We start from the raw sequence: 22,428 nt of genomic DNA, 5'->3' as shown, positions 1-22,428 counted from the left end.
CAGCGGGACACCGGCCGTAGGCCCCCTCGAGGGGCCCGCACCAGGAGCGTCGCGCACCGTTTCGGTGTCGCGGACGGGCCCGGATTCCGGGCCGGTCCGTGTGACCAGCACTTCCGTGCCCGGCTCCGGAGAGCGGCTGACCGCATCGCCTCGGCGATGGGTTGTCTCCGGGTCGCGAGATGCGACCTCCGTCAACACCTGGTGAAGCCGTATTCGTAAGCAAGGAAGGTTTGGTTCATGGCGAACCAGAAGCGTCCCAAGGTCAAGATCGCGCGTGCGCTCGGCGTGCCGCTGACCCCGAAGTCCGTCAAGTACTTCGAGGCCCGCCCGTACCCGCCCGGCCAGCACGGCCGTGGCCGCAAGCAGAACTCGGACTACAAGGTCCGTCTGCTCGAGAAGCAGCGTCTGCGCGCCCAGTACGACCTGAGCGAGAAGCAGATGGCGCGCGCGTTCGACCGCGCGAAGAAGGCCGAGGGCAAGACCGGTGAGGCGCTCGTCGCCGACCTGGAGACCCGTCTGGACTCCCTGGTCCTGCGTTCGGGCATCGCCCGCACCATCTACCAGGCCCGCCAGATGGTCGTCCACGGCCACATCGAGGTCAACGGCGGCAAGGTCAACAAGCCGTCGTTCCAGATGAAGCCGGGCTTCGTGGTCACCGTCCGCGAGCGCTCCAAGGAGAAGGTCCCCTTCCAGGTCGCCCGTGAGGGTGGCTACGCGGGTGAGGGCCAGACCCCGAAGTACCTCGAGGTCAACCTGAAGGCCCTGGCCTTCCGCCTGGACCGTGCGCCGCAGCGCAAGGAGGTCCCGGTGATCTGTGACGAGCAGCTGGTCGTCGAGTACTACTCGCGCTGACCCGGTTCCGCTCTTCGCGACACCATGAGCGAGCCCCCGCCGCCTTTCGAGGCGACGGGGGCTCGCCCCTTTTCCGCTGTTCCCGCGGTTCCTCCCGCTGCCGTCAGATGCTCTCGCCGGCCATCGCGGCGGCCAGCCGCAGGTGCGGGCGGGCCTCCTCGGCGCGGCCCTGGCGCTCCAGGGTGCGGCCGAGCATCAGCCGGGCGTAGTCCTCGGCCGGGTCGGCCTCCAGGATCCGCAGCAGCTCGGCCTCGGCGCGCCGCAGCTGGGCCGAGTGGAAGTAGCTGCGGGCCAGCAGCATCCGGACCGAGAGGTTGGTCGGCTCCTCGGCCAGGACGCCTTCGAGCATGCGGGCCGCGTCGGTGTACGCCTTGGAATCGAAGTAGAACTTCGCCATGCGGTACTCGTTGGCGGCGTTGTGGACGGCCATGGTGCTCCTTCCGAGCAGTTCCTTGCCTCCTCAAGCAATCGGCAAGTTTCAACTATTCCGCACCGCCGAGGGCGCCGGCGCGGGCGGCACCGCGCGGGGATCCGGCACCGGCTCCGCGCCCTCCGCCGCGCCCCCGCCGCCGAGCGCCCGGGCGACCGCCGCGTCCAGGTCCAGCAGGGTGCCGGCCTCGTAGCACTCCTCGTACTCCTGGGCGCTCAGCCCGGCCAGGGCCCGCTCCGCGCACTCCTGGTGCGGGCCGAAGAAGTTCCGCGAGCCCAGGAACGGGTTGCCGACCGCGCGCCAGATCCGGTGCGCGGCCCCCTGGAGCACCCGCGCCTCGCGCAGGTCGCCCGGCTCGCCCGGGCGGCTCGGCTCGGTCTCCAGCAGCGCCAGCAGGTCGATGCCCAGCACGATGCCGAGCAGGTCGCGGAAGAGGTGGTTCAGCCGCACGCACTCCCGGGCCAGCATCCGGGCGGGCTGGACCGCGCCGTCCAGCCAGTGCGAGTACGCCATCGCGTAGAGCACGTACCCGTAGGCCCACTGCTCGCCGTGCTCCTCGCACAGCTCGCGGGCCTGGCCGAACCAGAGCTCGCCGCTGTCCAGGTCGCCCTGGAACAGGTAGGCCAGTCCCAGCTCCAGCATGGCCATCACCACGTTGCTGTTGAGCTCGCCGATGGTCCGGTAGTGCCAGAGCGCCTCCTCGAACAGCTCGGCGGCCCGGTCGGGGTCGTCGCCGACCAGGGCGACGCAGCCTTGGCGGTGGACGGCGTGGGCCAGGGCCCGGTCGTCGCCGGTGTTCAGGGCCTGGCGGCGGCACTCCTCCAGCGCCGGGCGGGCGAAGCCGAGGTCGCCCTGGAGGGTGGCCGTGTAGCCGGTCACCCAGAGCGCCTTGGCCCGGGCCTCGGTGGGCTCGCGGTCCAGGGCGAGCGCCCGGTCCAGCCAGTGCCGGCCCTCGCCGAGGTGGCCGCAGCCGATCCAGTAGAACCAGAGGGTGCCGGCCAGCAGCAGGGCGATCTGCTCCTCGCCGGGCTCGGCGAGGCAGAACTCCAGCGCCGCGCGGAGGTTGCCGTGGGCCAGCTGGGTGCGCTCGGCGGTCTCCGCCTGCCGGGGGCCGAACCACTCGACCTCGCCCCAGGTGGCGACGCCCAGGTACCAGTCCCGGTGGCGGCGCAGCAGCCGCGGCTCCTCGCCGGCGGCCCGCAGCCACTGGCCGCCGTACTCGCGCAGGGTGTCCAGCAGCCGGAAGCGCACGCCGAAGGCGCTGTCCTCGCGCAGCACCACGGACTTGGCGACCAGCTCGTCGAGCAGGTCGAGCACCTCTTCGGCCTCGATGCCCTCGCCGGCGCAGACGTACTCGGCGGCCTCCAGGTCGAAACCGCCGGCGAAGACCGACAGGCGGGCCCAGAGTAAACGTTCCTGCACGGTGCAGAGCTCATGGCTCCAACCGATCGTCGTGCGCAGCGCCCGGTGCCGGGGCAGGGCCGTCCGGGAGCCGCCGGTGAGCAGCCGGAAGCGGTCGTCCAGCCGGGCGGTGACCTGCTCCACGGACAGCGCGCGGAGCCGGCCGGCGGCCAGCTCCACGGCCAGCGGGATGCCGTCCAGCCGGCGGCAGAGCAGCGCGACCGCCTCCGCGTTGTCCTCCGTCACCTCGAAGGACGGCAGCACCGCCCGGGCCCGGTCGGCGAACAGCCGCACCGCGTCCGGCAGCGCGCCCGACCGCACCGGGCCGGCGGGCGCCGGGCCGACCGGCAGCGGCGCGAGGGTCAGCAGGTGCTCGCCCGAGGCCCGCAGCGCGGTGCGGCTGGTGGTCAGCAGCCGCAGCTCGGGCAGCGCCCGCAGCAGCGCGTCGGCCAGCTCGGCGCAGGCCTCCACCAGGTGCTCGCAGCCGTCCAGCACCAGCAGCAGGCGCCGGCCGTCCAGCCGGTCGGTCAGGACGTCCAGCGGCGGACGGGCGCCGCCGTCGGTGAGCCGCAGCGCATCCAGGACGGCGTGGCCGAGCAGCAGCCGGTCCTGCACGGGGGCCACGTCCACCAGCCAGGTGCCGTCCGGGAACGCGTCGGCCGCCCGGGCCGCCGCGCGCAGCGCCAGCCGGCTCTTGCCCACGCCGCCGGGCCCGGTGACCGTCACCAGCCGGGCCGTGGCCAGCAGGCCGGCCAGCTCGGCCAGCTCGCCCCGCCGCCCGACGAAGCCGGTCAGCTCGGCCGGCAGCCGGCCGGGCTCCGGCTCGGGCGGCCCCGCCTCGGGCTCCCCGGGCTCCGCTCTCCAGTCCCCGGCCAAGGGCTGCTCCCCGTGCTCCAGGCCGGACCGTCGCGGTCCGGACGTGCGTCGGGCCGTACGGGCGACGGCCTGCCAGGCAGAACGAGGTGACCGGCCGGTAGGTTACGCGCGCCGATCGCACACCCGACCGGATCGCCGGGGAAAGAACCCGGTCCGGAAACCGGGCGTCGGCGCGATAGGGTTCCCTCTGAAGAGCTGCAAGGCGAGGGAGCGCGCAAAGGTGTCCGTGGGAGAGCTGGCCGGATTGCTCGTCGCCGTCTTCTGGGCGGTCCTGGTCACCCTGCTCGCCGTGGTGCTGGTCCGCCTCTCCCGGGTCCTCAAGGAGGCCGCCGTCCTGGTCTCCGCCGTCACCGAGCAGGCCGTCCCGCTGCTGACCGACGCGGGCGCCGCGGTGCGCAGCGCCAACGAGCAGCTGGAGCGGGTGGACGAGATCACCGCCAACGTGCAGGACGCCGCCGCCAACGCCAACGCGCTCTCCTCCACCGTGGCCGCCACCCTGGGCGGACCGCTGGTGAAGGTCGCGGCGTTCAGCTACGGCGTGCGCAAGGCCGTCGCCCGGCAGCAGGGCGGCGTGCCGCCGGTGCCCTCGCAGGCCGGCGAGCGCGAGGAGCTGGCCCGGCTGATCCGGGCCGAGGTCCGCGCCGCGACGGCGCCCAGGAGCGGACTGTTCTCCCGGGTCCGGCGCGCGGTGAGGGGCTGACGGCATGGTGCGACGCATCTTCTGGATGGCGGTCGGCGCCGGCGCCACCGTCTGGGCCATGAACAAGGCCAACGAGGCCGTGCACCGGCTGACCCCGGACAGCCTCTCCGGCACCGCCGCCCGCGGTGCGCTGCACCTGGGCGACCTGGCCAAGCAGTTCGCCCAGGACGTGAAGGCCGGCATGGCCGAGCGCGAGGAGCAGCTGAAGGACGACCTCGGGCTGCACGGCACCGCCGTGGTGGAGCCCCGCGGCGACCGCCGGGTCCTGCGCGGCGAGCCGCAGTACCGAGCTATCTCGGCGGCGCCCGGTAGCCCGGCCGCCGCCCTGCCTCCGTCCCGCAGCGCCCGTACCACCCCCCAGACCACTGAAGAAACGCCCCGCCGCGCCCTGCCGCCGCGGGGCGGCACCCCGAACCGGAAGGACCACTAATGGAGTCGGCTGAGATCCGCCGCCGCTGGCTGCGCTTCTTCGAGGAGCGCGGCCACACCGTCGTTCCGTCGGCGTCCCTGGTCGCCGACGACCCCACCCTGCTGCTCGTCAACGCCGGCATGGTGCCGTTCAAGCCCTACTTCCTGGGCGAGGTCAAGCCGCAGTTCTCGCGCGCCACCAGCGTCCAGAAGTGCGTGCGCACCCTGGACATCGAGGAGGTCGGGAAGACCACCCGGCACGGCTCCTTCTTCCAGATGTGCGGCAACTTCTCCTTCGGCGACTACTTCAAGGAAGGAGCCATCAAGTTCGCCTGGGAGCTGCTCACCACTCCCGTCGCGGACGGTGGCTACGGCCTGGAGAAGGAGAAGCTCTGGATCACCGTCTACAAGGACGACGACGAGGCCGAGCAGATCTGGCGTGACGTCATCGGCGTGCCCTCGGAGCGCATCCAGCGCCTGGGCATGAAGGACAACTTCTGGTCGATGGGCGTCCCCGGCCCGTGCGGCCCGTGCTCGGAGATCAACTACGACCGCGGCCCCGCGTACGGCGAGGAGGGCGGCCCGGCCGTCAACGGCGAGCGCTACCTGGAGATCTGGAACCTGGTCTTCATGCAGTACGAGCGCGGCCACGGCGACGGCAAGGACGGTTTCGAGATCCTCGGCGACCTGCCGAGCCGGAACATCGACACCGGCCTCGGCCTGGAGCGCCTCGCCGCCATCCTGCAGGGCGTCGACAACCTCTTCGAGATCGACACCAGCCGGATGATCCTCGACCGCGCCGCCGAGCTCACCGGCCACACCTACGGCGCCGACCACAAGGCGGACGTCTCGCTGCGCGTGGTCACCGACCACATCCGCACCGCGCTGATGCTGATCGGCGACGGCGTCACCCCCGGCAACGAGGGCCGCGGCTACGTGCTGCGCCGCATCCTGCGCCGCGCCATCCGCAACATGCGCCTGCTGGGCGCCACCGGCGTGGTGGCCAAGGACCTCACCGACATCGCCATCAAGGCGATGGCCCCGCAGTACCCGGAGCTGGAGAGCGACCGCAAGCGCATCGAGACGGTCGTCGTCGGCGAGGAGGCGGCCTTCCTCCAGACCCTGAAGGCCGGCACCAACCTGCTGGACGCCGCGGTCACCGAGACCAAGCAGTCCGGCGGCGCGGTGCTCTCCGGCGACCAGGCGTTCAAGCTGCACGACACCTACGGCTTCCCGATCGACCTCACCCTGGAGATGGCCGAGGAGCAGGGCCTCCAGGTGGACGAGGCCGGCTTCCGCCGCCTGATGCAGGAGCAGCGGGACCGCGCCAAGGCCGACGCCAAGGCCAAGAAGATGGGCCACGCCGACGTCGCCGCGTACCGCGAGGTCGCCGACACGTCCGGCGCCAGCGTCTTCACCGGCTACTCCCTCACCGAGGGCGAGGCCACCGTGGTCGGCCTGCTGGTGGACGGCGTCCCGGCGCCGGCCGCCTCCGAGGGCGACGAGGTCGAGATCATCCTCGACCGCACCCCGTTCTACGCCGAGGGCGGCGGCCAGCTCGCCGACCAGGGCCGGATCCGGCTGGAGTCCGGCGCGGTGGTGGAGATCCGCGACGTGCAGCAGCCCGTCCCGGGCGTCATCGTGCACTCCGGCGGGGTGCTGTTCGGCGAGGTCGTGCTGGGCGCCTCGGCGTACGCCACGATCGACACCGAGCGCCGCCGGGCGATCGCCCGCGCCCACTCGGCCACCCACCTGACCCACCAGGCGCTGCGCGACGCGCTCGGCCCGACGGCCGCCCAGGCCGGCTCCGAGAACGCCCCCGGCCGCTTCCGCTTCGACTTCGGCTCGCCCGCCGCCGTTCCCGGCAGCGTGCTGGTCGACGTCGAGCAGAAGATCAACGACGTGCTGACCCGCGAGCTGGAGGTCACCGCCGAGGTCATGACGATGGACCAGGCCCGCAAGGCCGGCGCCATCGCGATGTTCGGCGAGAAGTACGGAGACGAGGTCCGGGTCGTCACCATCGGCGACTTCTCCAAGGAGCTGTGCGGCGGCACCCACGTCGGCAACACCGCCCAGCTGGGCTTGGTGAAGCTGCTCGGCGAGTCCTCGATCGGCTCCGGCGTGCGCCGCGTCGAGGCGCTGGTCGGCAGCGACGCCTACCGGTTCCTGGCCCGTGAGCACACCGTGGTCGCCCAGCTCACCGAGCTGGTCAAGGGCCGCCCGGAGGAGCTGCCGGAGAAGATCTCGGGCATGCTCGCCAAGCTCAAGGACGCCGAGAAGGAGATCGAGCGCTTCCGCGCCGAGAAGGTGCTGGCCGCCGCGGCGGGCCTGGCCGACTCGGCCGAGGACGTGCACGGCATCGCCGTGGTCGCCGCGCAGGTCGCCGACGGCGTGGGCGCGGACGAGCTGCGCAAGCTGGTCCTGGACGTGCGCGGCCGCCTCGGCTCGCGCCCGGCCGTGGTCGCCGCCTTCACCGTGGCGAACGACCGCCCGCTGACCGTGATCGCCACCAACGAGGACGCCCGCGGCCGCGGCATCAAGGCCGGCGAGCTGGTCCGGACCGCCGCCAAGACCCTCGGCGGCGGCGGTGGCGGCAAGGACGACGTCGCCCAGGGCGGCGGCTCCAACCCGGCCGCGGTCGGCGAGGCCATCGCCGCGGTGCTCGGCCTGGTCGCGGAGCGCGCCAGCTGATGGAGCTCGAGGAGAGGCCCTTCCGACGGGGTCGGCGGATCGCCGTCGACGTCGGGGACGCCCGGATCGGGGTCGCGTCCTGCGACCCCGACGGGGTGCTCGCCACGCCCGTGGAGACCGTCCCGGCCGGGGTGAAGTCGCAGGCCAGGATCGCCGCCATCGTCGAGGAGTACGACGCGATGGAGGTGATCGTCGGGCTGCCGCGTTCGCTCAGCGGCAAGGAGGGCCCGGCGGCGGAGAAGGTCCGGGCGTACGCGACCCGGCTGGCGAACCGGCTCTACCCGGTGCCGGTGCGGCTGGTGGACGAGCGGATGTCGACCGTCACCGCGACCCACGGGCTGCGCGCCTCGGGGGTCAAGGCGAAGAAGGGCCGCTCGGTGGTCGACCAGGCCGCCGCGGTGGTGATCCTGCAGACCGCCCTTGAGTCCGAACGGGTGAGCGGACGCCCGCCCGGTGAGAGCGTCGAGGCGGTCGGCTGACCGGTCTGATCTAACGTCCCGTTGAGGGGTCCGTGCGGACGCGTCCGCACGGACCCCTTTTCGTTCGCTTCCTTGTCTGTTTTGGATCGATTCATGTCGATCCGGATCGATCTGGGACCGCCGAAGGGGGCGCGAGCCATGACCGACCAGGACTTCCACCCGGGTCTCACGCCCGGGCATCTGGGCGCACCGGTGCTGGAACCGGAGGGCCGTCCGCCAGGTGCGCCCCGTCCGCGCTTCGATGCGCCCGATCCGCACCGACGGCGCAACGGGCTGGCCTGCGGGCTCACCGCGCTCGCGCTGATCGCGGTGTTCGGCGGGGTCGGGCTGACCGGGTACACCTGGATCCAGGCGCAGCGCAAACCCCCGGCCGCCGCCGACTTCGCCGGGCAGGGCACCGGCAGCGTGCAGGTCTCGGTGCCGGAGGGCGCCGGCCTCTCCCAGATCGCCTCCGCGCTGGTCCGCAACGGCGTGGTGGCCAGCTCGCTCGCCTTCACCCGGGCCGCGAAGGGCAGCGCGGCGGCGGCCGGGCGGATCCAGCCCGGGACGTACACGCTGAAGCAGCGGATGTCGGCCGCGGCGGCGCTGGCGGTCCTGATCGACCCGGCCAACGCCAACGGCCTGACCATCCCCGAGGGCTGGCGCGGCTACCAGATCTACGCGGCCATCGACAAGAAGCTGAACCTGCCCGCGGGCACCGCCCAGAAGACCGCCCAGGACCAGGGCGCCGAACTCGGCCTGCCGGACTTCGCCAACGGCAGCCCGGAGGGCTACCTGTTCCCGGCGACGTACAGCGTCACCGAGGGCACCACCGCCTTCGACCTGCTGAAGCAGATGGTGGACCGGGCCGGCCGGGAGTTCGGCCGGGACGACGCCACCGTGGTCGCGCAGAACCTCGGGCAGAGCGTGTACGGGCTGATCACCGTGGCCAGCATGGTCCAGGGCGAGGCCGACAACACCGAGGACATGGGCAAGGTGGCCCGGGTGATCTACAACCGGCTGGCCAAGGGCATGCCCCTGCAGCTGGACTCCACCATCAACTACGCGCTCGGCCGCTCGACCCTGAACACCTCGGTGACCGACACCAGGCTGGACTCCCCGTACAACACCTACCTGCACGCCGGGCTGCCGCCGAGCCCGATCTCCAACCCCGGGCGGCAGGCGATCATGGCCGCGCTGGACCCGACGCCGGGGGACTGGCTGTACTTCGTCACCGTGAAGCCGGGGGACACCCGCTTCACCGACAGCTTCGACGTCCAGCAACGCAACGTGGCGGAGTTCAACGCCAACCGGGCGGCGGCCAAGCCGAGCGCCCCGGCGTCGGGCGCGCCCTCCGACCCGGCGGCGACGGCCCCGGGGGCCCCGGGCGGGGCCGGTGCGCCTTCCGCTCCCGGTGCGGGGACGCCGTAACGGAGTTGTGTGCCGTCGGTGAGATCGCTCACTGACGGTGCGTCCGCCCGGCCGGGGGTAAGGCTGCGGTACGGTAACGTCTCCCTCCAGGCGCTGCGCTAGCACGCCGGTTCGAGAATCAGCCGGGACCGCGTCGTCCCGGACGGCCGGTTTGATCCTCCGGTCGTCACCGTCGGTTAAGGGGATCAATGACCGATCTGGGCGGGGGCTACAACCCCCAGGGCGAGCCGTGGCACCCCGGTGATCCCGGGTACGACGGCCGGCAGCCGGTCCCCGGCCAGCAGGACGGCCAGTGGCAGCAGCAGTACCCGCAGCAGGGCCAGCAGGTCCAGCAGCAGTACGGGGACGTGCAGCAGGGGTACGCGCAGCAGCAGATGGCGCCGCAGATGCAGCAGCAGATGATGGCGCAGCAGGGCTACCAGCAGCAGGCCCCCCAGCAGCAGATGCCGCAGCAGGGCTACCCGGGCGGTCAGCAGGGCTACCAGCAGCAGATGGCGCAGCAGCAGGCGCCGGTGCAGCAGCAGGGCTACCCCCAGCAGGGGTACGTGCCGCAGCAGCCGCAACCGCAGCAGCCGATGCAGCAGGGGTACGCGCAGCAGCAGCTGCCCCAGCAGCAGGCGCCGGTGCAGCAGCAGGGTTACCAGCAGCAGGCTCCGCAGCAGGTCCAGGCGCAGCAGGTCCAGGCGCAGCAGGTCCAGGCGCAGCAGGTCCAGGCACAGCAGCCCCTCCAGCAGCAGCCCCCGCAGCAGCCGGCCCCCGAGCAGCAGGCTCCGCAGCGGCAGGTGCCGAGACGCCGGGCCAAGCCGCAGCCGGCCCCGGAGCCGGTGCCGGCCTCCGGCCCCGGCCCGGACGGGATCGACTGGGAGGCCGAGGCCGCCGCACTGGAGGCCGGTGCCGACCCGGTCGGCGCCGCGCGCGAGGGCGAGACGGACGAGTGGGACGGCCACGCGGACGGCGGCCGCCACGAGGACGACGGGTACCCCGACGAGCACGCCGAGGCCGGGGAGGCCGGCTTCCTCGGCGAGCAGGACGACTCCCGCGAGGCCCAGAAGAAGCGCAAGGAGAAGGGCAAGAAGTCGGGCCGCCGCAACGGCGGCGCCTGCCTGCTGGTCGCCGCGGTGCTGCTCGGCGCCGTCGGCGGGGCCGGCTGGTGGGGCTACGGCTTCTACCAGGACCACTTCGGCCCGGCGCCGGACTTCACCGGTGAGGGCACCGGCTCCGTCCAGGTCGAGGTCAAGAAGGGCGCGGTCGGCGGGCAGATCGGCCTGGCGCTGAAGAACGCCGGCGTGGTCAAGAGCGTCGACGCGTTCAACACGGCCTGCAAGGCCGAGCCCAAGTGCGGCACCATCCAGTACGGCTTCTACGGGATGAAGAAGGAGATGCCGGCCGCGGCCGCGCTCAAGGAGCTGCTCGCCCAGGCGGGCGGCGCGGCGATCGTCGTACCGGAGGGCAAGAACTCCACCGAGATCTACACTCTCATCGACACCAAGCTGAAGCTGCCGCCGGGCACCACGGCGGGCGTCGCCAAGGCGCAGGTCAACGACCTCGGCCTGCCGGCGTACGCGAACGGCAACATCGAGGGCTTCCTCTGGCCGACCCGCTACAACATCGCCGAGGGCATGAAGCCCGAGGACCTGCTCAAGCAGATGGTGAAGAACGCCACCGAGAAGTACGCCGGCCTGGACGCCCAGGCCGCTTCGGTGGGGCTGAAGACCGGCTACGAGGTGCTCATCGAGGCGAGCATCCTCCAGCGCGAGGGCAACAACCCGGAAGACTTCGCCAAGATGGCCAAGACCATCCAGAACCGGCTGGCCGCCGGCGGCGAGATCAACCACCGGCTCGGCATGGACACCACGCTCCAGTACTCGCTGGGCCGCAAGGACCTCGACAAGAAGGACATGGACGACGCGAACAACAAGTACAACACCTACGTGAACCAGGGCCTGCCGCCCGGTCCGATCTCCAACCCCGGCGACGAGGCGCTCAACGCGACGCTGCACCCGGCGGACGGAAAGTGGCTGTACTTCATCGCGATGTCCCCGACCCAGACCCGGTTCGCCGAGACGAGCAAGGAGCACTACGCCAACGTCAAGGAGTACTGCCAGTCGGCCGGGCAGGGCTTCGACGAGGCGCGCGGCCACTGCACCACCAAGAAGTAGCCGCACCACCAGGAAGCAGCCGCGGCACCAGGAAGCAGCCGCGGCCGGACGACAGTTCGCCAGTTCGCGGAGAGAAGCGTTGACCAGCAAGCACCGGGCGGCCGTTCTCGGCTCGCCGATCGCCCACTCGCTCTCGCCGGACCTGCACCGGGCCGCCTTCGCGGCGCTCGGGCTGGACGGCTGGCGCTACGACGGCTTCGAGGTCGACGAGGCCGGGCTGCCCGGGTTCGTCGCCGCGCTGGACGAGGCCGAGTGGGCCGGGCTGTCGCTCACCATGCCGCTGAAGCGGGCGGTCATCCCGCTGCTCGACGAGGTCAGCGCGACGGCCCGCTCGGTGGACGCGGTGAACACCGTGGTGTTCACCGCCGACGGCCGGCGCACCGGGGACAACACCGACGTCCCCGGGCTGGTCAACGCGCTGCGCGAGCGCGGGATCACCGAGGTGCCCGAGGCGGCCGTCCTGGGCGCCGGGGCCACCGCCTCCTCGGCACTGGCCGCGCTCGCCCAGATCTGCACCGGCGAGGTGACGGTCTACGTGCGCAGCGCCGAGCGGGCCCGGGAGATGGCCGAGCTGGGCGAGCGGCTGGGCGTGGCCGTCCGCACCGCCGACTGGGAGCTCGGGGCGCAGGCGCTGGCCCGGCCGCTGACGATCTCCACCACGCCGGTCGGCGCGACCGACGTCTTCGCCGAGGCGCTGCCCGCCGAGCCGGGCGCGCTGTTCGACGTGCTGTACCACCCGTGGCCGACGGCGCTGGCCGCCGCCTGCGCCGGGCGCGGGGCGACCGTCCTGGGCGGGCTGGACCTGCTGGTGCACCAGGCGGTGCTGCAGAACGAGGCCTTCACCGGGCGGACGCCCGGGCCGCTGGCGGCGATGCGCGAGGCGGGGGAGAAGGCGCTCGCCGGGCACTGAGCCCGGCCCCGGCGGACTCGGGCGGGCCCGGCCCCACGGCCGGGTGCCCGCCCGCCCTCCGTCCGGTTTCCCGGGCGGTTCCCGGCCGGATCGTGGCCGGTTGCTGTCCGTCACGCGGACTGTGCCCCCGGGTGCCGCTGGGGCATGAAAGGATTCAGGTACAAAAGGCACGCCCGGGGCGGGCCCCGGCGGTGCCGTGGTCCGGTCCGCTGATGAAGGAGCTCCGTTGGGTACGTTGCGCTGGCTGACGGCGGGGGAGTCGCACGGCCCCGCACTCGTCGCGACGCTGGAAGGCCTGCCCGCCGGTGTACCGGTCACCACCGACGTGGTGGCCGACGCGCTGGCGCGCCGCCGGCTCGGTTACGGCCGCGGGGCGCGGATGAAGTTCGAGCAGGACGAGGTGACCTTCCTCGGCGGCGTCCGGCACGGTCTGACCATGGGCAGCCCGGTCGCGATCATGGTCGGCAACACCGAGTGGCCGAAGTGGGAGCAGGTCATGTCGGCCGACCCGGTCGACCCCGAGGTCCTGGCGGGCCTGGCCCGCAACGAGGCGCTCACCCGCCCCCGGCCCGGCCACGCCGACCTGGCCGGCATGCAGAAGTACTCGATCGACGAGGCCCGGCCGATCCTGGAGCGCGCCAGCGCCCGCGAGACGGCCGCCCGGGTCGCGCTGGGCGCCGTCGCCCGCGCCTACCTCCGCGAGGTGGCCGGGATCGAGATCGTCAGCCACGTGGTCGAGCTGGCCGCCGCCAAGGCGCCGGCCGGCGTGGTGCCGCTGCCCTCGGACGAGGCCAAGCTGGACGCCGACCCGGTGCGCTGCCTGGACGCCGACGCCTCGAAGGCGATGGTCGCCGAGATCGACCAGGCCCACAAGGACGGCGACACCCTCGGCGGCGTGGTCGAGGTGCTGGCGTACGGCGTGCCGGTGGGCCTCGGCTCGCACGTGCACTGGGACCGCCGGCTGGACGCGCGGCTGGCCGCCGCGCTGATGGGCATCCAGGCGATCAAGGGCGTCGAGGTCGGCGACGGCTTCGACCTGGCCCGGGTGCCGGGCTCCCAGGCCCACGACGAGATCGTCCCGACCGCCGAGGGCGTCAAGCGCACCTCCGGCCGCTCCGGCGGCACCGAGGGCGGCCTGTCCACCGGCGAGGTGCTGCGGGTGCGCGCCGCGATGAAGCCGATCGCCACCGTGCCGCGGGCGCTCCAGACCCTGGACGTGCGCACCGGCGAGCCGGCCAAGGCGCACCACCAGCGCTCGGACGTCTGCGCGGTGCCGGCCGCGGGCATCGTCGCCGAGGCGATGGTCGCGCTGGTGCTGGCGGACGCGGTGAACGAGAAGTTCGGCGGCGACAACGTCTCCGAGACCCGCCGCAACGTGCAGGGCTACCTCGACAACCTGATCATCCGATGACGAACCCCGTTGTCGTGCTGGTCGGCCCGCCCGGCAGTGGCAAGTCCACCGTCGGGCGGATGCTGGCCGAGCGCCTGGGCGTCGGCTTCCGGGACACCGACGCCGACGTCGAGGCGACGGCCGGCAAGCCCATCCCGGAGATCTTCATCGACGAGGGCGAGCCGCACTTCCGCGCGCTGGAGGCGGCCGCCGTGCGCGCGGCCGCCGAGGGGCACGACGGGGTCCTGGCGCTCGGCGGCGGCGCGGTGATGGCCGAGGCCACCCGTGCGCTGCTGCACGAGCTGCCGGTGGTCTTCCTGGAGGTCCCGCTCGCCGACGCGGTCAAGCGGGTCGGCCTGGACGCCCCGCGCCCGCTGCTGGCCGTCAACCCGCGGGCCCGCTGGCGCGAGCTGATGGAGGCCCGCCGCCCCCTCTACCTGGAGGTGGCCACCGCCGTGGTCGACACCGCCGGGCGCACCCCGGAACAGGTCGCGGACGCCGTACTGGAAGCACTGGAGCTGAAGACCCCCCATGACTGACACCACCGTCAGGATCCACGTCGGCGGCAGCGCCGGCCACGACCCGTACGACGTGCTGATCGGGCACCAGCTGCTCGGTGAGCTGTCTCCGCTGATCGGGACCCGCGCCAAGCGGGTGGCGCTCATCCACCCGGAGGCGCTCGCCGCCACCGCCGACGCGATCCGCGAGGACCTGCTCGGCGAGGGCTACGAGGCCATCGTGCTCCAGGTGCCCAACGCCGAGGACGCCAAGAGCGTCGAGGTCGCCGCGTACTGCTGGTCGGTGCTCGGGCAGACCGGCTTCACCCGCAGCGACGTCATCGTCGGCCTCGGCGGCGGCGCCACCACCGACCTGGCCGGCTTCGTCGCCGCGACCTGGCTGCGCGGGGTGCGCTGGATCTCCATGCCCACCACGCTGCTCGGCATGGTCGACGCGGCCGTCGGCGGCAAGACCGGCATCAACATCGCCGAGGGCAAGAACATGGTCGGCGCCTTCCACCCGCCGGTGGGCGTGCTGGCCGACCTCGACACCCTGGAGACGGTGCCCAGGCACGACTACGTCTCCGGCCTCGCCGAGGTCATCAAGTGCGGCTTCATCGCCGACCCGGCCATCCTCGACCTGATCGAGGCCGACCCCGAGGGCGCCAAGACCCCGTCCGGCCCGCACACCGTCGAGCTGATCCGCCGCGCCATCCAGGTCAAGGCCGACGTGGTCTCCGGGGACCTCAAGGAGTCCGGCCGCCGCGAGATCCTCAACTACGGCCACACCCTCGGCCACGCCATCGAGCGCAACGAGCGGTACAAGTGGCGGCACGGCGCCGCGATCTCCATCGGCATGGTCTTCGCCGCCGAACTCGGCCGCCTGGCCGGGCGGTTGGACGACGAGACGGCCGACCGGCACCGCACCGTGCTGGCCTCGGTCGGCCTGCCGCTGAGCTACCGGGCGGACGCCTGGCCGAAGCTGCTGGACGCGATGAAGATCGACAAGAAGTCGCGCGGCGACCTGATCCGCTTCATCGTGCTGGACGGCCTCGGCAAGACCTCCGTACTGGAGGGCCCCGACCCGTCGCTGCTGGTCGCCGCGTACGCGGAGGTCTCGGCGTGACCAGGGTGATGGTGCTCAACGGCCCCAACCTGGGCCGGCTGGGCAGCCGCGAGCCGGACGTCTACGGTGCCACCTCGTACGCCGGGCTGGTCGAGCGCTGCACCGCGCTGGGCAAGGAGTTCGGCTTCGAGGTCGAGGTGCACGAGACCAACTCCGAGCAGCAGATGGTGGAGTGGCTGCACGAGGCGGCCGACGGGCAGGTGCCGGTGGTGATCAACCCCGGTGCGTTCACCCACTACTCGTACGCGATGCGGGACGCCGCGGCCCAGCGCACCGCGCCGCTGATCGAGGTGCACATCTCCAACCCGTACGCCCGGGAGGCCTTCCGGCACACCTCGGTGATCGCCGCGGTGGCCTCCGGCACCATCGCCGGCTTCGGGCTCGGCTCCTACGAGCTGGCGCTGCGCGCGCTGGCCGAGCGGCTCACCACCCGCTGAGGGTACGGGCGGTGGCCCGGCGGCGGACTGTGCCCGCTGCCGGGCCGCCGTGTAGTGTCCCCGCTGAGAAGTGTCGGGAGGTGCCGTGACGCAGTACACCGGAGGCGGGCAGGTCCCGCCGCGTCCCGTCGCCCCGCCGGTGGCGCCGGGGGGCGGAACGCGGGGGACGTCGTCGGGGGCGCAGCCGCCCTCCCCGCAGCCTCCGCCGTCCCCGCCGCCGGGCCGGCCGGTGCCGGCGGCGCCCGTCACTCCCGGGCCGACCGGCCCCGGGCCCGCCGCCCACCCCGTTCCCGCCCACCCGGCCCCGGCCCCCGCGGCCGTACCCGTGCCGAGCGCGCCGCCCGTACCCGCCGGGGGCACCGGGCACTTCGTGCTGCCGTCCGGCGCACCCGTCCAACTGCCGGCCCACCCGCCGCGGCAGCACGCGGCCACCGGGCCGATAGCCGTCCTGCTGATCGGACCGGCCGGGGCCGGCAAGACCACCGTCGCCCGCCACTGGGCCGAGCGGCGGCCCACCCCGACCGCGCACATCAGCCTGGACGACGTCCGCGAGTGGGTGCAGGCGGGCTTCGCCAACCCGCAGTCCGGCTGGAACAACGCCTCCGAGGCGCAGTACCGGCTGGCCCGCCGCACCTGCGGCTTCGCCTGCCGCAACTACCTGGCCAACGGCATCTCCTGCATCATCGACGACGCCGTCTTCCCGGACCGCCCGGCGATCGGCCTCGGCGGCTGGAAGCGGCACATCGGCCCCGGCATGATCCCGGTCGTGCTGCTGCCCAGCCTGGACTCGGTGCTGCACCGCAACGCCCGGCGCAGCGGCAACCGCCGGCTCGGGGACGAGGAGGTGGCCCGCATCCACGGGCGGATGGCCGGCTGGTACAACTCCGGGCTGCCGATCATCGACAACTCCGCCCTGGACGTCGCCGGGACGGCCGCCGAGCTGGACCGCGTCATCCTGGCCCGGCTGATGGGCGTCCCGGTCCGCTGACCCGCGGCGGCACGGGGCTGTCGGTGCCGGCTGCGATGATGGACGGGTCCAGTCGCCGAGCCCGGAGGAGCCGACGCCCGTGCCCGAAGGCCACATCATCCACCGCCTCGCCACCGAGAACCGCGAGGCCTTCGGCGGCCGCCCGGTGCGGGTCTCCAGCCCGCAGGGCCGGTTCGCCGACGAGGCCAAGGTGATCGACGGGCAGCTGCTCACCGGCGCGGAGGCCACCGGCAAGCACCTCTTCCTCGGCTTCGAGGAGGGCGCCTGGGTGCACGTCCACCTCGGCCTCTACGGCGGCTTCACCTTCGGCACCGGCCCGGCGCCCGCGCCGGTCGGGCTGGTCCGGCTGCGGCTGGAGAACGAGGACGGCTACGCCGACCTGCGCGGGCCCAACACCTGCGCGCTCGTCACGGACGACCAGAAGGCCGCCGTCGCCGCCCGGCTCGGCCCCGACCCGCTGCGCGCCGACGCCGACCCGGAGGCCGCCTGGCGCCGGATATCGGGCAGCCGGACGACCGTCGCGGCGCTGCTGATGGACCAGAAGGTGCTGGCCGGGGTGGGCAACGTCTACCGGGCCGAGGTGCTGTTCCGCCACGGCATCGACCCGCACCGGGCCGGGCGCGACCTCACCCGCCGGGAGTGGGACGCGATCTGGGCCGACCTGGTCGCCCTGATGCGCGAGGGCGTCACCGCGGGCCGGATCGACACCGTCCGCCCCGAGCACACCCCCGAGGCGATGGGCCGTCCGCCCCGGGTGGACGACCACGGCGGCGAGGTGTACGTCTACCGGCGGGCCGCCATGCCCTGCCTGGTCTGCGGCACCGACGTGCGGACGGAGGAGCACGCCGCCCGCAACCTCTTCTGGTGCCCCGCCTGCCAGGCGGCGTGACCGGCCCCGGCCGGGACGCGCAACGCCCCCGTGTCGTGGAGAGCCCTTCTGACCTGCGACGATGGACGGGTGCCCGCCGAGCGGCGGGCACCCGTCCGCACGGCCACGTGTGAACGTGGAAGGGAAGGAAGTCCCATGATCTTCATTACGGTCAAGTTCGCGGTCCGCCCCGAGCGCGCCGACGAGTGGCTCGACCTGGTCGACGGTTTCACCCAGGCCACCCGCAGCGAGCCCGGCAACCTCTTCTTCGAGTGGTCCCGCAGCGTCGACAACGCCAACGAGTTCGTCCTGGTCGAGGCGTTCCGCGACGGCGACGCCGGCAAGGAGCACGTGGAGTCCGCGCACTTCACCAAGGCCATGGACGAGATGTCGTACGCCGTGGCCGCCAAGCCGCAGATCGTCTCGATCGAGATCCCCGGCATGGACGGCTGGGGCGAGATGGGCGAGATCACCCCCCGGTGACACCGGAGCGCCCCTCCGGCCGGGTGCCCAGCCCGTAGGCTGGGGCCCGGGCGGCCGGAGGGAGCAGGCGGATGGAGCGGCACGAGGTGGCCAACACCGTGTCAGGCGCCACGGTGGGCGGCCATGTGGTGCAGGCCGGGAGCATCGGGTCGGTGCACCTCCACCAGCCGCCGACGGTGCCGACGCCCCGTCAGGTACGCGCGCCGCACGGCCCGTTCGTCAACCGTGAACCGGAGTTCGCCGCACTGGCCGGCGCGCTGGACCGGGTCGAGGAGGGCGGACTCGGGGTCGTGGTGTTCACCGGCCTCGGCGGGGTCGGGAAGACCGAGCTGATCGCCAAGTTCACCGAGCGCCACCGGGAGCGCTTCCCCGGCGGGGACCTCTACGCCGACCTGAAGGCCTACCGGCACCAGGGCGGGGTGGACCTCCCCGGGCTGCTGGCCGGCTTCCTGCGCGCCCTGGGCGCCGAGCCCCCGGCCGTGGAGGCCGAGCGGTTCACGGCCTTCCGCACCGCCACCGCCGGGCGCCGGTGCCTGTTCTTCCTGGACAACGTCGAGCACGCCGCGGAGGTCCGGGCGCTGCTCCCCGCCTGCGGGCTGGTGGTGGTCGCGAGCCGACGGCGGCTGCCCGCGCTGCGGATGGACGGCGCCGAGGTGCGCCGACTCGGGCCGCTGAGCGCGGCGGCGGGCGCCGAACTGGTACGGGGCTGGGTGGGCGCCGGGCGGGGAACCGACGGGGAACTGGCCGAACTGGTCGAGCTGTGCGGCGGGTTGCCGCTCGCGCTGAACGCGGTCGGGAGCCAGCTGCTGGACCGGGACAGCCTGCCGGTCGGCCGGGTGGTGGCCGAACTGCACGACCGGGAGGGCAGGTTGGCGATGCTGGAGGACGAGGAGAGCGATCTCGGCACGACGTACGACCTGGTCCACGAGCGGCTGTCGGCGCCGGGCCGGGCGCTCTACCAGCTGATCGGCGTGCACCCCGGCCCCTTCGTGTCCGCCGAACTGGCGCGGGCGGTCGGCGTCGAGCGCGCCGAGCAGGCGGTCAGGGAGCTGCGTGGCGTCCACGTGCTCGACGAGGTGGTGGACGACGACGGCGAGGACCGCTTCCGGGCCCACGACGTGGTGCGGCTGCACGCCTACGGCCGGACGCGGGAGCTGCCCGACCGCGCCGGGCTCCTCACCGGCGTCGTGGCGTACTTCCGGGGCCGTGCCTCGCTCGCCGACCGGACGATGGGCAGGGACCGGCTCCGGCTGCAGGACCCGAGCGGCGACGACCTGCCCGGCTTCGCCTCCGACGCCGCGGCCCTGGAGTGGCTGTACGCCGAACGCGCCGACTTCCGCGCGGTGGTGGAGGAGGCGGCCGCGCAGGGGTGGCACGGCGAGGTGTGGCGGCTCTGCGAGTCGCTCTGGCCGCTGTACCACGGCCGCAAGCTCTACGACGACTGGATCGCCACCCACCGGCTCGGCGTCGAGTCGGCCCAGTGGGACAACCAGCCGGCCGCCGTGGTCAAGATGCGCAACCAGCTCGCCCGCGCCCACCAGGAGCGCAAGGAGTACCGGCTCGCCGCCGAGCAGCTGGCGCTCGCCACGGAGCTGGTCCCGCTGGTGACGAACCGCCGGGTGGTCGGGGTGCTCTACGAGACCGACGGCCTGCTCTGCCTGGCCGACGGCCGCCCGGGCGACGCGGTGGAGCGCTTCACCCTGGCCTTGGCGGAGAACCGGGGCGACGACCACGGCGAGATCGTCCAGAGCTACAACCTGGCGCAGGCGCTGATCGCCGACGGCCGTCCGGAGGAGGCGCTGACCCTGCTGGCCGAGGCCACCGCCCGGGCCGGGCGGACGCGGGACAACGACATGCTGATGAAGCTGCCGCTGGTCCGGGCCCGGGCCCACCGGGCGCTCGGGCAGCTGGACCTCGCCGTCGTCCACGCGGACGACTGCGCCCGGCAGGCCAAGGAGCGGAACCAGTACGCGAAGGAGGCGCAGGCCCACACCCTGCTCGTCACCCTCGCCGAGGAGCTGGACGACGCGGAGCTGGCGGAGCGCAGCCGCGAGCGGCTGCGGCAGCTGGCGGGCTGAGGGGCGGTCCGGGCCGAGGGGCGGTCCGTAGCGGGCGGGCGGGGTCAGGGCCCGGTACGGAAGGACACCCGGGTGCGGTCCCCGCCGGTGCGGACGGTGAGTCCGTGCTCCGGGAGGCCGGCCGGGTCGCCGCCGTCGGCGAGCCAGCAGGCCACGGCGGAGCCGAGCAGCAGCGGGTCGACGGCGGGATCGGGGCGGCCCCAGTCCGGTTCGGCGCGGGCCTCCAGCAGCCGGCCGCCGTGCAGCCGGAGCAGGTGGCGGGCCGGGCCGAGGGCGGCCACCGCGACGGCGAGGCCGGGCAGTTCGGCGGCGGTGTCGGCGAGCCAGCGGGTGGCGGGGCGTTCGGCGTGCGCCTCGGTGCGGGCGATCACCTCGGCCGTGTAGCGCAGGGCGTCGCCCGGGTGCTCGTCGGTGAGGGCGTGGAAGCCGCGCGGGGTGTGGTCGTCCGGGTGGAAGGGGTAGCGCCGCAGGCTCACCTCGGTCCCCTCGGTGCTGCCCTCGACGTCGTACGCGGTGGGCCACTCGGCGGCCCCGGGGCAGGGGACGGGCCTGGGGTAGGGCGGCAGGGCCGGTTCGTCCCCGGGTTCGTCCAGGCCGTCCAGGAAGGAGTAGAGCAGCGGGCGCAGCAGCCGGGCGGATTCGCCGCGGTGGGCGAGCGAGCGGTCGGTGATCTCGCGCAGGCCGGCCGGGGCCTCGGCGAGGGCCTGTTCGAGCTGGGCGGCGAGGTCCCCGTCCGGGTCGAGGACGGGGGCGGCCTGGCCGAAGGCGTAGCTGGGGGAGCGCGGGTCGAGTTCGGCGGCGCCGGTGGCGACGAGCATGGTGCGGTGTTCCAGGGCGGCGCCGTAGACGGTGACCGAGCCGTGGTCGCCGATCACGCAGTCGGCGGCGACGAGCGCGGCCTGCCAGCCCTGGTGGGGCGGGATCAGGCGCAGGCCCATCCGGCGGGCGTCGTCGAGCAGCGCCCCGGGGGCGTGGCGGCTCCACACGTTGGGGTGCAGCACGACGGCCACCGTGTACTCGTCGGCGGGCAGTTGGCGGACGAGCCGCCGGGGCAGGTCGGGGTGGCGGCCGAATAACGAGTGCTCGCTCCAGGTGGAGCTGACGACGACGAGCCGTCGGCCGCCGACGGCGCCGAGCGCGGCGCGGTAGCCGTCCCGGGAGCGCCGGCTGGCGAGCATCCGGTCGAAGCACGGGTCGCCGACCACCCGGGCGACGTCCAGGGCCTCGGGGCAGGAGGTCCGCAGCCGGTCCAGCTGTTCGGGGTGGGAGAGCCCGAGGACGTCCACGAACACCCGCCCGCGGTGGGTGAGTTCGTTGCGGGACAGGCCGGCGGCACTGACCGTGTCGCCGGTGGACTCGGTGACCAGGCGGTTGTAGCCGGCGCCGTGCGGCAGGACGACGAGGCGGGCGTCCAGGCGGTGCATGGAGGAGTGGACGGCGCAGGCGACGGCCAAGTCGAAGCGGTGGCGGACGGCGTCGTCCCAGTCCAGCACGGTGAAGCCGGACAGGCCGTGCAGGTAGTCGTCCAGGGCGCGGTCGGCGAAGACGGAACCGGGGTTGACGGTGAAGTACCACTCGATGCCGTGCGGGCTCAGCAGGGAGAGGACGTCCAGCACCCGGGTGGCCGAGGTGAGGGTGCGGGCGACCGCCAGCACGCGGGCCTTGACCGGGTCGGTGTTCCAGCGGTCGGCGGGCCAGGCATGGGGGTGGGACGGCACATCATGATCGTACTGGCCGGGGCCGTTCACGGCGCGCCTTCCCGAGCGGGAGTCAGCGGCCCGAGCGGGAGTCGGCGGACCGGGCGGGAGTCGGCGGACCGAGCGGGAGTCGGAAGATCGGGCAGGCGTCGGCGGGAGGGGTCAGCCCACTGCCGCGCTGGGCTCGTGGTGCTCGGCGGCGGCGCACTCGTCGAGGAGGGGGCGCATGGCCTCGTCCACGAGCCGGTAGCGCACCACTCGTCCGTCCCGGTCGCCGGTGACCACGCCGGCCGTGCGGAGCAGCCGCAGGGCCTGGGAGACGGCGGGGTCGCGCATGCCGGTGGCCACCGCGAGGTCGCTGACGGCGAGCGGGCCGGCCCGGTGGAGGGCGAGCAGCAGGGCGAGCCGTCCGGGGTCGGCGAGCAGGGAGAACCGCTCGGCCCAGGACCGGACGTGCGCGGGGTCGCCGATCGCGGCGATGGCCTCGCAGACCCGGTGCCCGTCGATGGTGCGGTGGCCCGCGCGGTCGGCCGGTACGAGATGCATGC

At 73.7% G+C, this 22,428-nt stretch carries 20 protein-coding genes; 16 read left to right on the top strand and 4 right to left on the bottom strand.

Features of this window, described 5'->3' with window-relative positions:
* The first annotated feature begins 237 nt into the window (after window positions 1–237).
* Window positions 238–852 carry a 30S ribosomal protein S4 gene (gene rpsD / locus ACLWS4_RS15190; RefSeq protein ID WP_030240707.1) on the top strand — a complete coding sequence of 205 codons (615 nt, stop codon included), beginning with the start codon at window positions 238–240 and terminating at the stop codon, window positions 850–852.
* Between the two features lie 103 nt (window positions 853–955).
* On the opposite strand, the gene ACLWS4_RS15185 is transcribed toward rpsD, so the two are convergent.
* Window positions 956–1,282 carry a tetratricopeptide repeat protein gene (locus ACLWS4_RS15185; RefSeq protein WP_049651814.1) on the bottom strand — a complete coding sequence of 109 codons (327 nt, stop codon included), beginning with the start codon at window positions 1,280–1,282 and terminating at the stop codon, window positions 956–958.
* Between the two features lie 48 nt (window positions 1,283–1,330).
* A complete protein-coding gene (locus ACLWS4_RS15180) occupies window positions 1,331–3,559 on the bottom strand; it encodes an ATP-binding protein (protein WP_416874369.1) in 2,229 nt (742 codons plus the stop codon).
* Between the two features lie 220 nt (window positions 3,560–3,779).
* Here ACLWS4_RS15180 and ACLWS4_RS15175 point away from each other — a divergent pair, with 220 nt between their 5' ends.
* From ACLWS4_RS15175 to ACLWS4_RS15105, 15 genes are all read left to right on the top strand, one after another.
* The gene (locus ACLWS4_RS15175; protein WP_049653994.1) at window positions 3,780–4,259 is read left to right on the top strand and encodes a DUF948 domain-containing protein; all 480 of its coding nucleotides are present in this window, start codon (window positions 3,780–3,782) and stop codon (window positions 4,257–4,259) included.
* Window positions 4,260–4,263: 4 nt separating this feature from the next.
* On the top strand, window positions 4,264–4,689 hold the full coding sequence (locus ACLWS4_RS15170; protein ID WP_053112171.1) for a DUF6167 family protein: 426 nt from the start codon (window positions 4,264–4,266) through the stop codon (window positions 4,687–4,689).
* The gene (gene alaS, locus ACLWS4_RS15165; protein WP_049653992.1) at window positions 4,689–7,358 is read left to right on the top strand and encodes an alanine--tRNA ligase; all 2,670 of its coding nucleotides are present in this window, start codon (window positions 4,689–4,691) and stop codon (window positions 7,356–7,358) included. The genes ACLWS4_RS15170 and alaS overlap by 1 nt, the downstream gene beginning before the upstream one ends.
* Window positions 7,358–7,837 carry a Holliday junction resolvase RuvX gene (ruvX, locus tag ACLWS4_RS15160; protein WP_049653990.1) on the top strand — a complete coding sequence of 160 codons (480 nt, stop codon included), beginning with the start codon at window positions 7,358–7,360 and terminating at the stop codon, window positions 7,835–7,837. Before alaS ends, ruvX begins: the two co-directional genes overlap by 1 nt.
* Before the next feature lie 138 nt (window positions 7,838–7,975).
* Complete coding sequence (mltG, locus tag ACLWS4_RS15155) at window positions 7,976–9,247, top strand: endolytic transglycosylase MltG (RefSeq protein ID WP_416874368.1); 1,272 nt, start codon at window positions 7,976–7,978, stop codon at window positions 9,245–9,247.
* A 188-nt stretch (window positions 9,248–9,435) separates the two neighbouring features.
* Window positions 9,436–11,406: an endolytic transglycosylase MltG gene (mltG, locus tag ACLWS4_RS15150; RefSeq protein ID WP_416874367.1), complete on the top strand. Its 1,971-nt coding sequence runs from the start codon at window positions 9,436–9,438 to the stop codon at window positions 11,404–11,406.
* A gap of 79 nt (window positions 11,407–11,485) precedes the next feature.
* Window positions 11,486–12,316 (top strand): shikimate dehydrogenase, encoded by an 831-nt coding sequence (locus tag ACLWS4_RS15145; RefSeq protein WP_074002383.1) that lies wholly within the window; start codon window positions 11,486–11,488, stop codon window positions 12,314–12,316.
* Window positions 12,317–12,542: 226 nt separating this feature from the next.
* Window positions 12,543–13,727 carry a chorismate synthase gene (gene aroC, locus ACLWS4_RS15140; protein ID WP_107086502.1) on the top strand — a complete coding sequence of 395 codons (1,185 nt, stop codon included), beginning with the start codon at window positions 12,543–12,545 and terminating at the stop codon, window positions 13,725–13,727.
* Window positions 13,724–14,245, top strand: coding sequence for a shikimate kinase (locus ACLWS4_RS15135; protein WP_049653982.1), 522 nt, complete (start codon window positions 13,724–13,726; stop codon window positions 14,243–14,245). Before aroC ends, ACLWS4_RS15135 begins: the two co-directional genes overlap by 4 nt.
* Complete coding sequence (gene aroB, locus ACLWS4_RS15130) at window positions 14,238–15,329, top strand: 3-dehydroquinate synthase (protein ID WP_074002384.1); 1,092 nt, start codon at window positions 14,238–14,240, stop codon at window positions 15,327–15,329. Before ACLWS4_RS15135 ends, aroB begins: the two co-directional genes overlap by 8 nt.
* A gap of 8 nt (window positions 15,330–15,337) precedes the next feature.
* Window positions 15,338–15,766, top strand: coding sequence for a type II 3-dehydroquinate dehydratase (gene aroQ / locus ACLWS4_RS15125; protein ID WP_380351208.1), 429 nt, complete (start codon window positions 15,338–15,340; stop codon window positions 15,764–15,766).
* Window positions 15,767–15,851: 85 nt separating this feature from the next.
* Window positions 15,852–16,754, top strand: coding sequence for an AAA family ATPase (locus tag ACLWS4_RS15120; protein ID WP_416874366.1), 903 nt, complete (start codon window positions 15,852–15,854; stop codon window positions 16,752–16,754).
* Between the two features lie 79 nt (window positions 16,755–16,833).
* Window positions 16,834–17,643 carry an Fpg/Nei family DNA glycosylase gene (locus ACLWS4_RS15115; protein ID WP_049656544.1) on the top strand — a complete coding sequence of 270 codons (810 nt, stop codon included), beginning with the start codon at window positions 16,834–16,836 and terminating at the stop codon, window positions 17,641–17,643.
* Between the two features lie 135 nt (window positions 17,644–17,778).
* Window positions 17,779–18,105, top strand: coding sequence for a putative quinol monooxygenase (locus tag ACLWS4_RS15110; RefSeq protein WP_074002386.1), 327 nt, complete (start codon window positions 17,779–17,781; stop codon window positions 18,103–18,105).
* 71 nt (window positions 18,106–18,176) lie between these two features.
* Window positions 18,177–20,183 (top strand): AAA family ATPase, encoded by a 2,007-nt coding sequence (locus ACLWS4_RS15105; RefSeq protein WP_416874365.1) that lies wholly within the window; start codon window positions 18,177–18,179, stop codon window positions 20,181–20,183.
* 44 nt (window positions 20,184–20,227) lie between these two features.
* On the opposite strand, the gene ACLWS4_RS15100 is transcribed toward ACLWS4_RS15105, so the two are convergent.
* Both ACLWS4_RS15100 and ACLWS4_RS15095 read right to left on the bottom strand, forming a co-directional pair.
* Window positions 20,228–21,901: a hypothetical protein gene (locus ACLWS4_RS15100; RefSeq protein WP_416874364.1), complete on the bottom strand. Its 1,674-nt coding sequence runs from the start codon at window positions 21,899–21,901 to the stop codon at window positions 20,228–20,230.
* A 141-nt stretch (window positions 21,902–22,042) separates the two neighbouring features.
* Window positions 22,043–22,426, bottom strand: a complete 384-nt coding sequence (locus ACLWS4_RS15095) for an ArsR/SmtB family transcription factor (RefSeq protein ID WP_049656554.1) — start codon at window positions 22,424–22,426, stop codon at window positions 22,043–22,045.
* Window positions 22,427–22,428: the final 2 nt, after the last annotated feature.

The sequence above is a fragment of the Kitasatospora sp. SC0581 genome (assembly GCF_048159585.1).
In the GTDB taxonomy this organism is placed as follows: Bacteria; Actinomycetota; Actinomycetes; order Streptomycetales; family Streptomycetaceae; genus Kitasatospora.
This window is presented reverse-complemented; position numbering and strand designations above follow the sequence as displayed.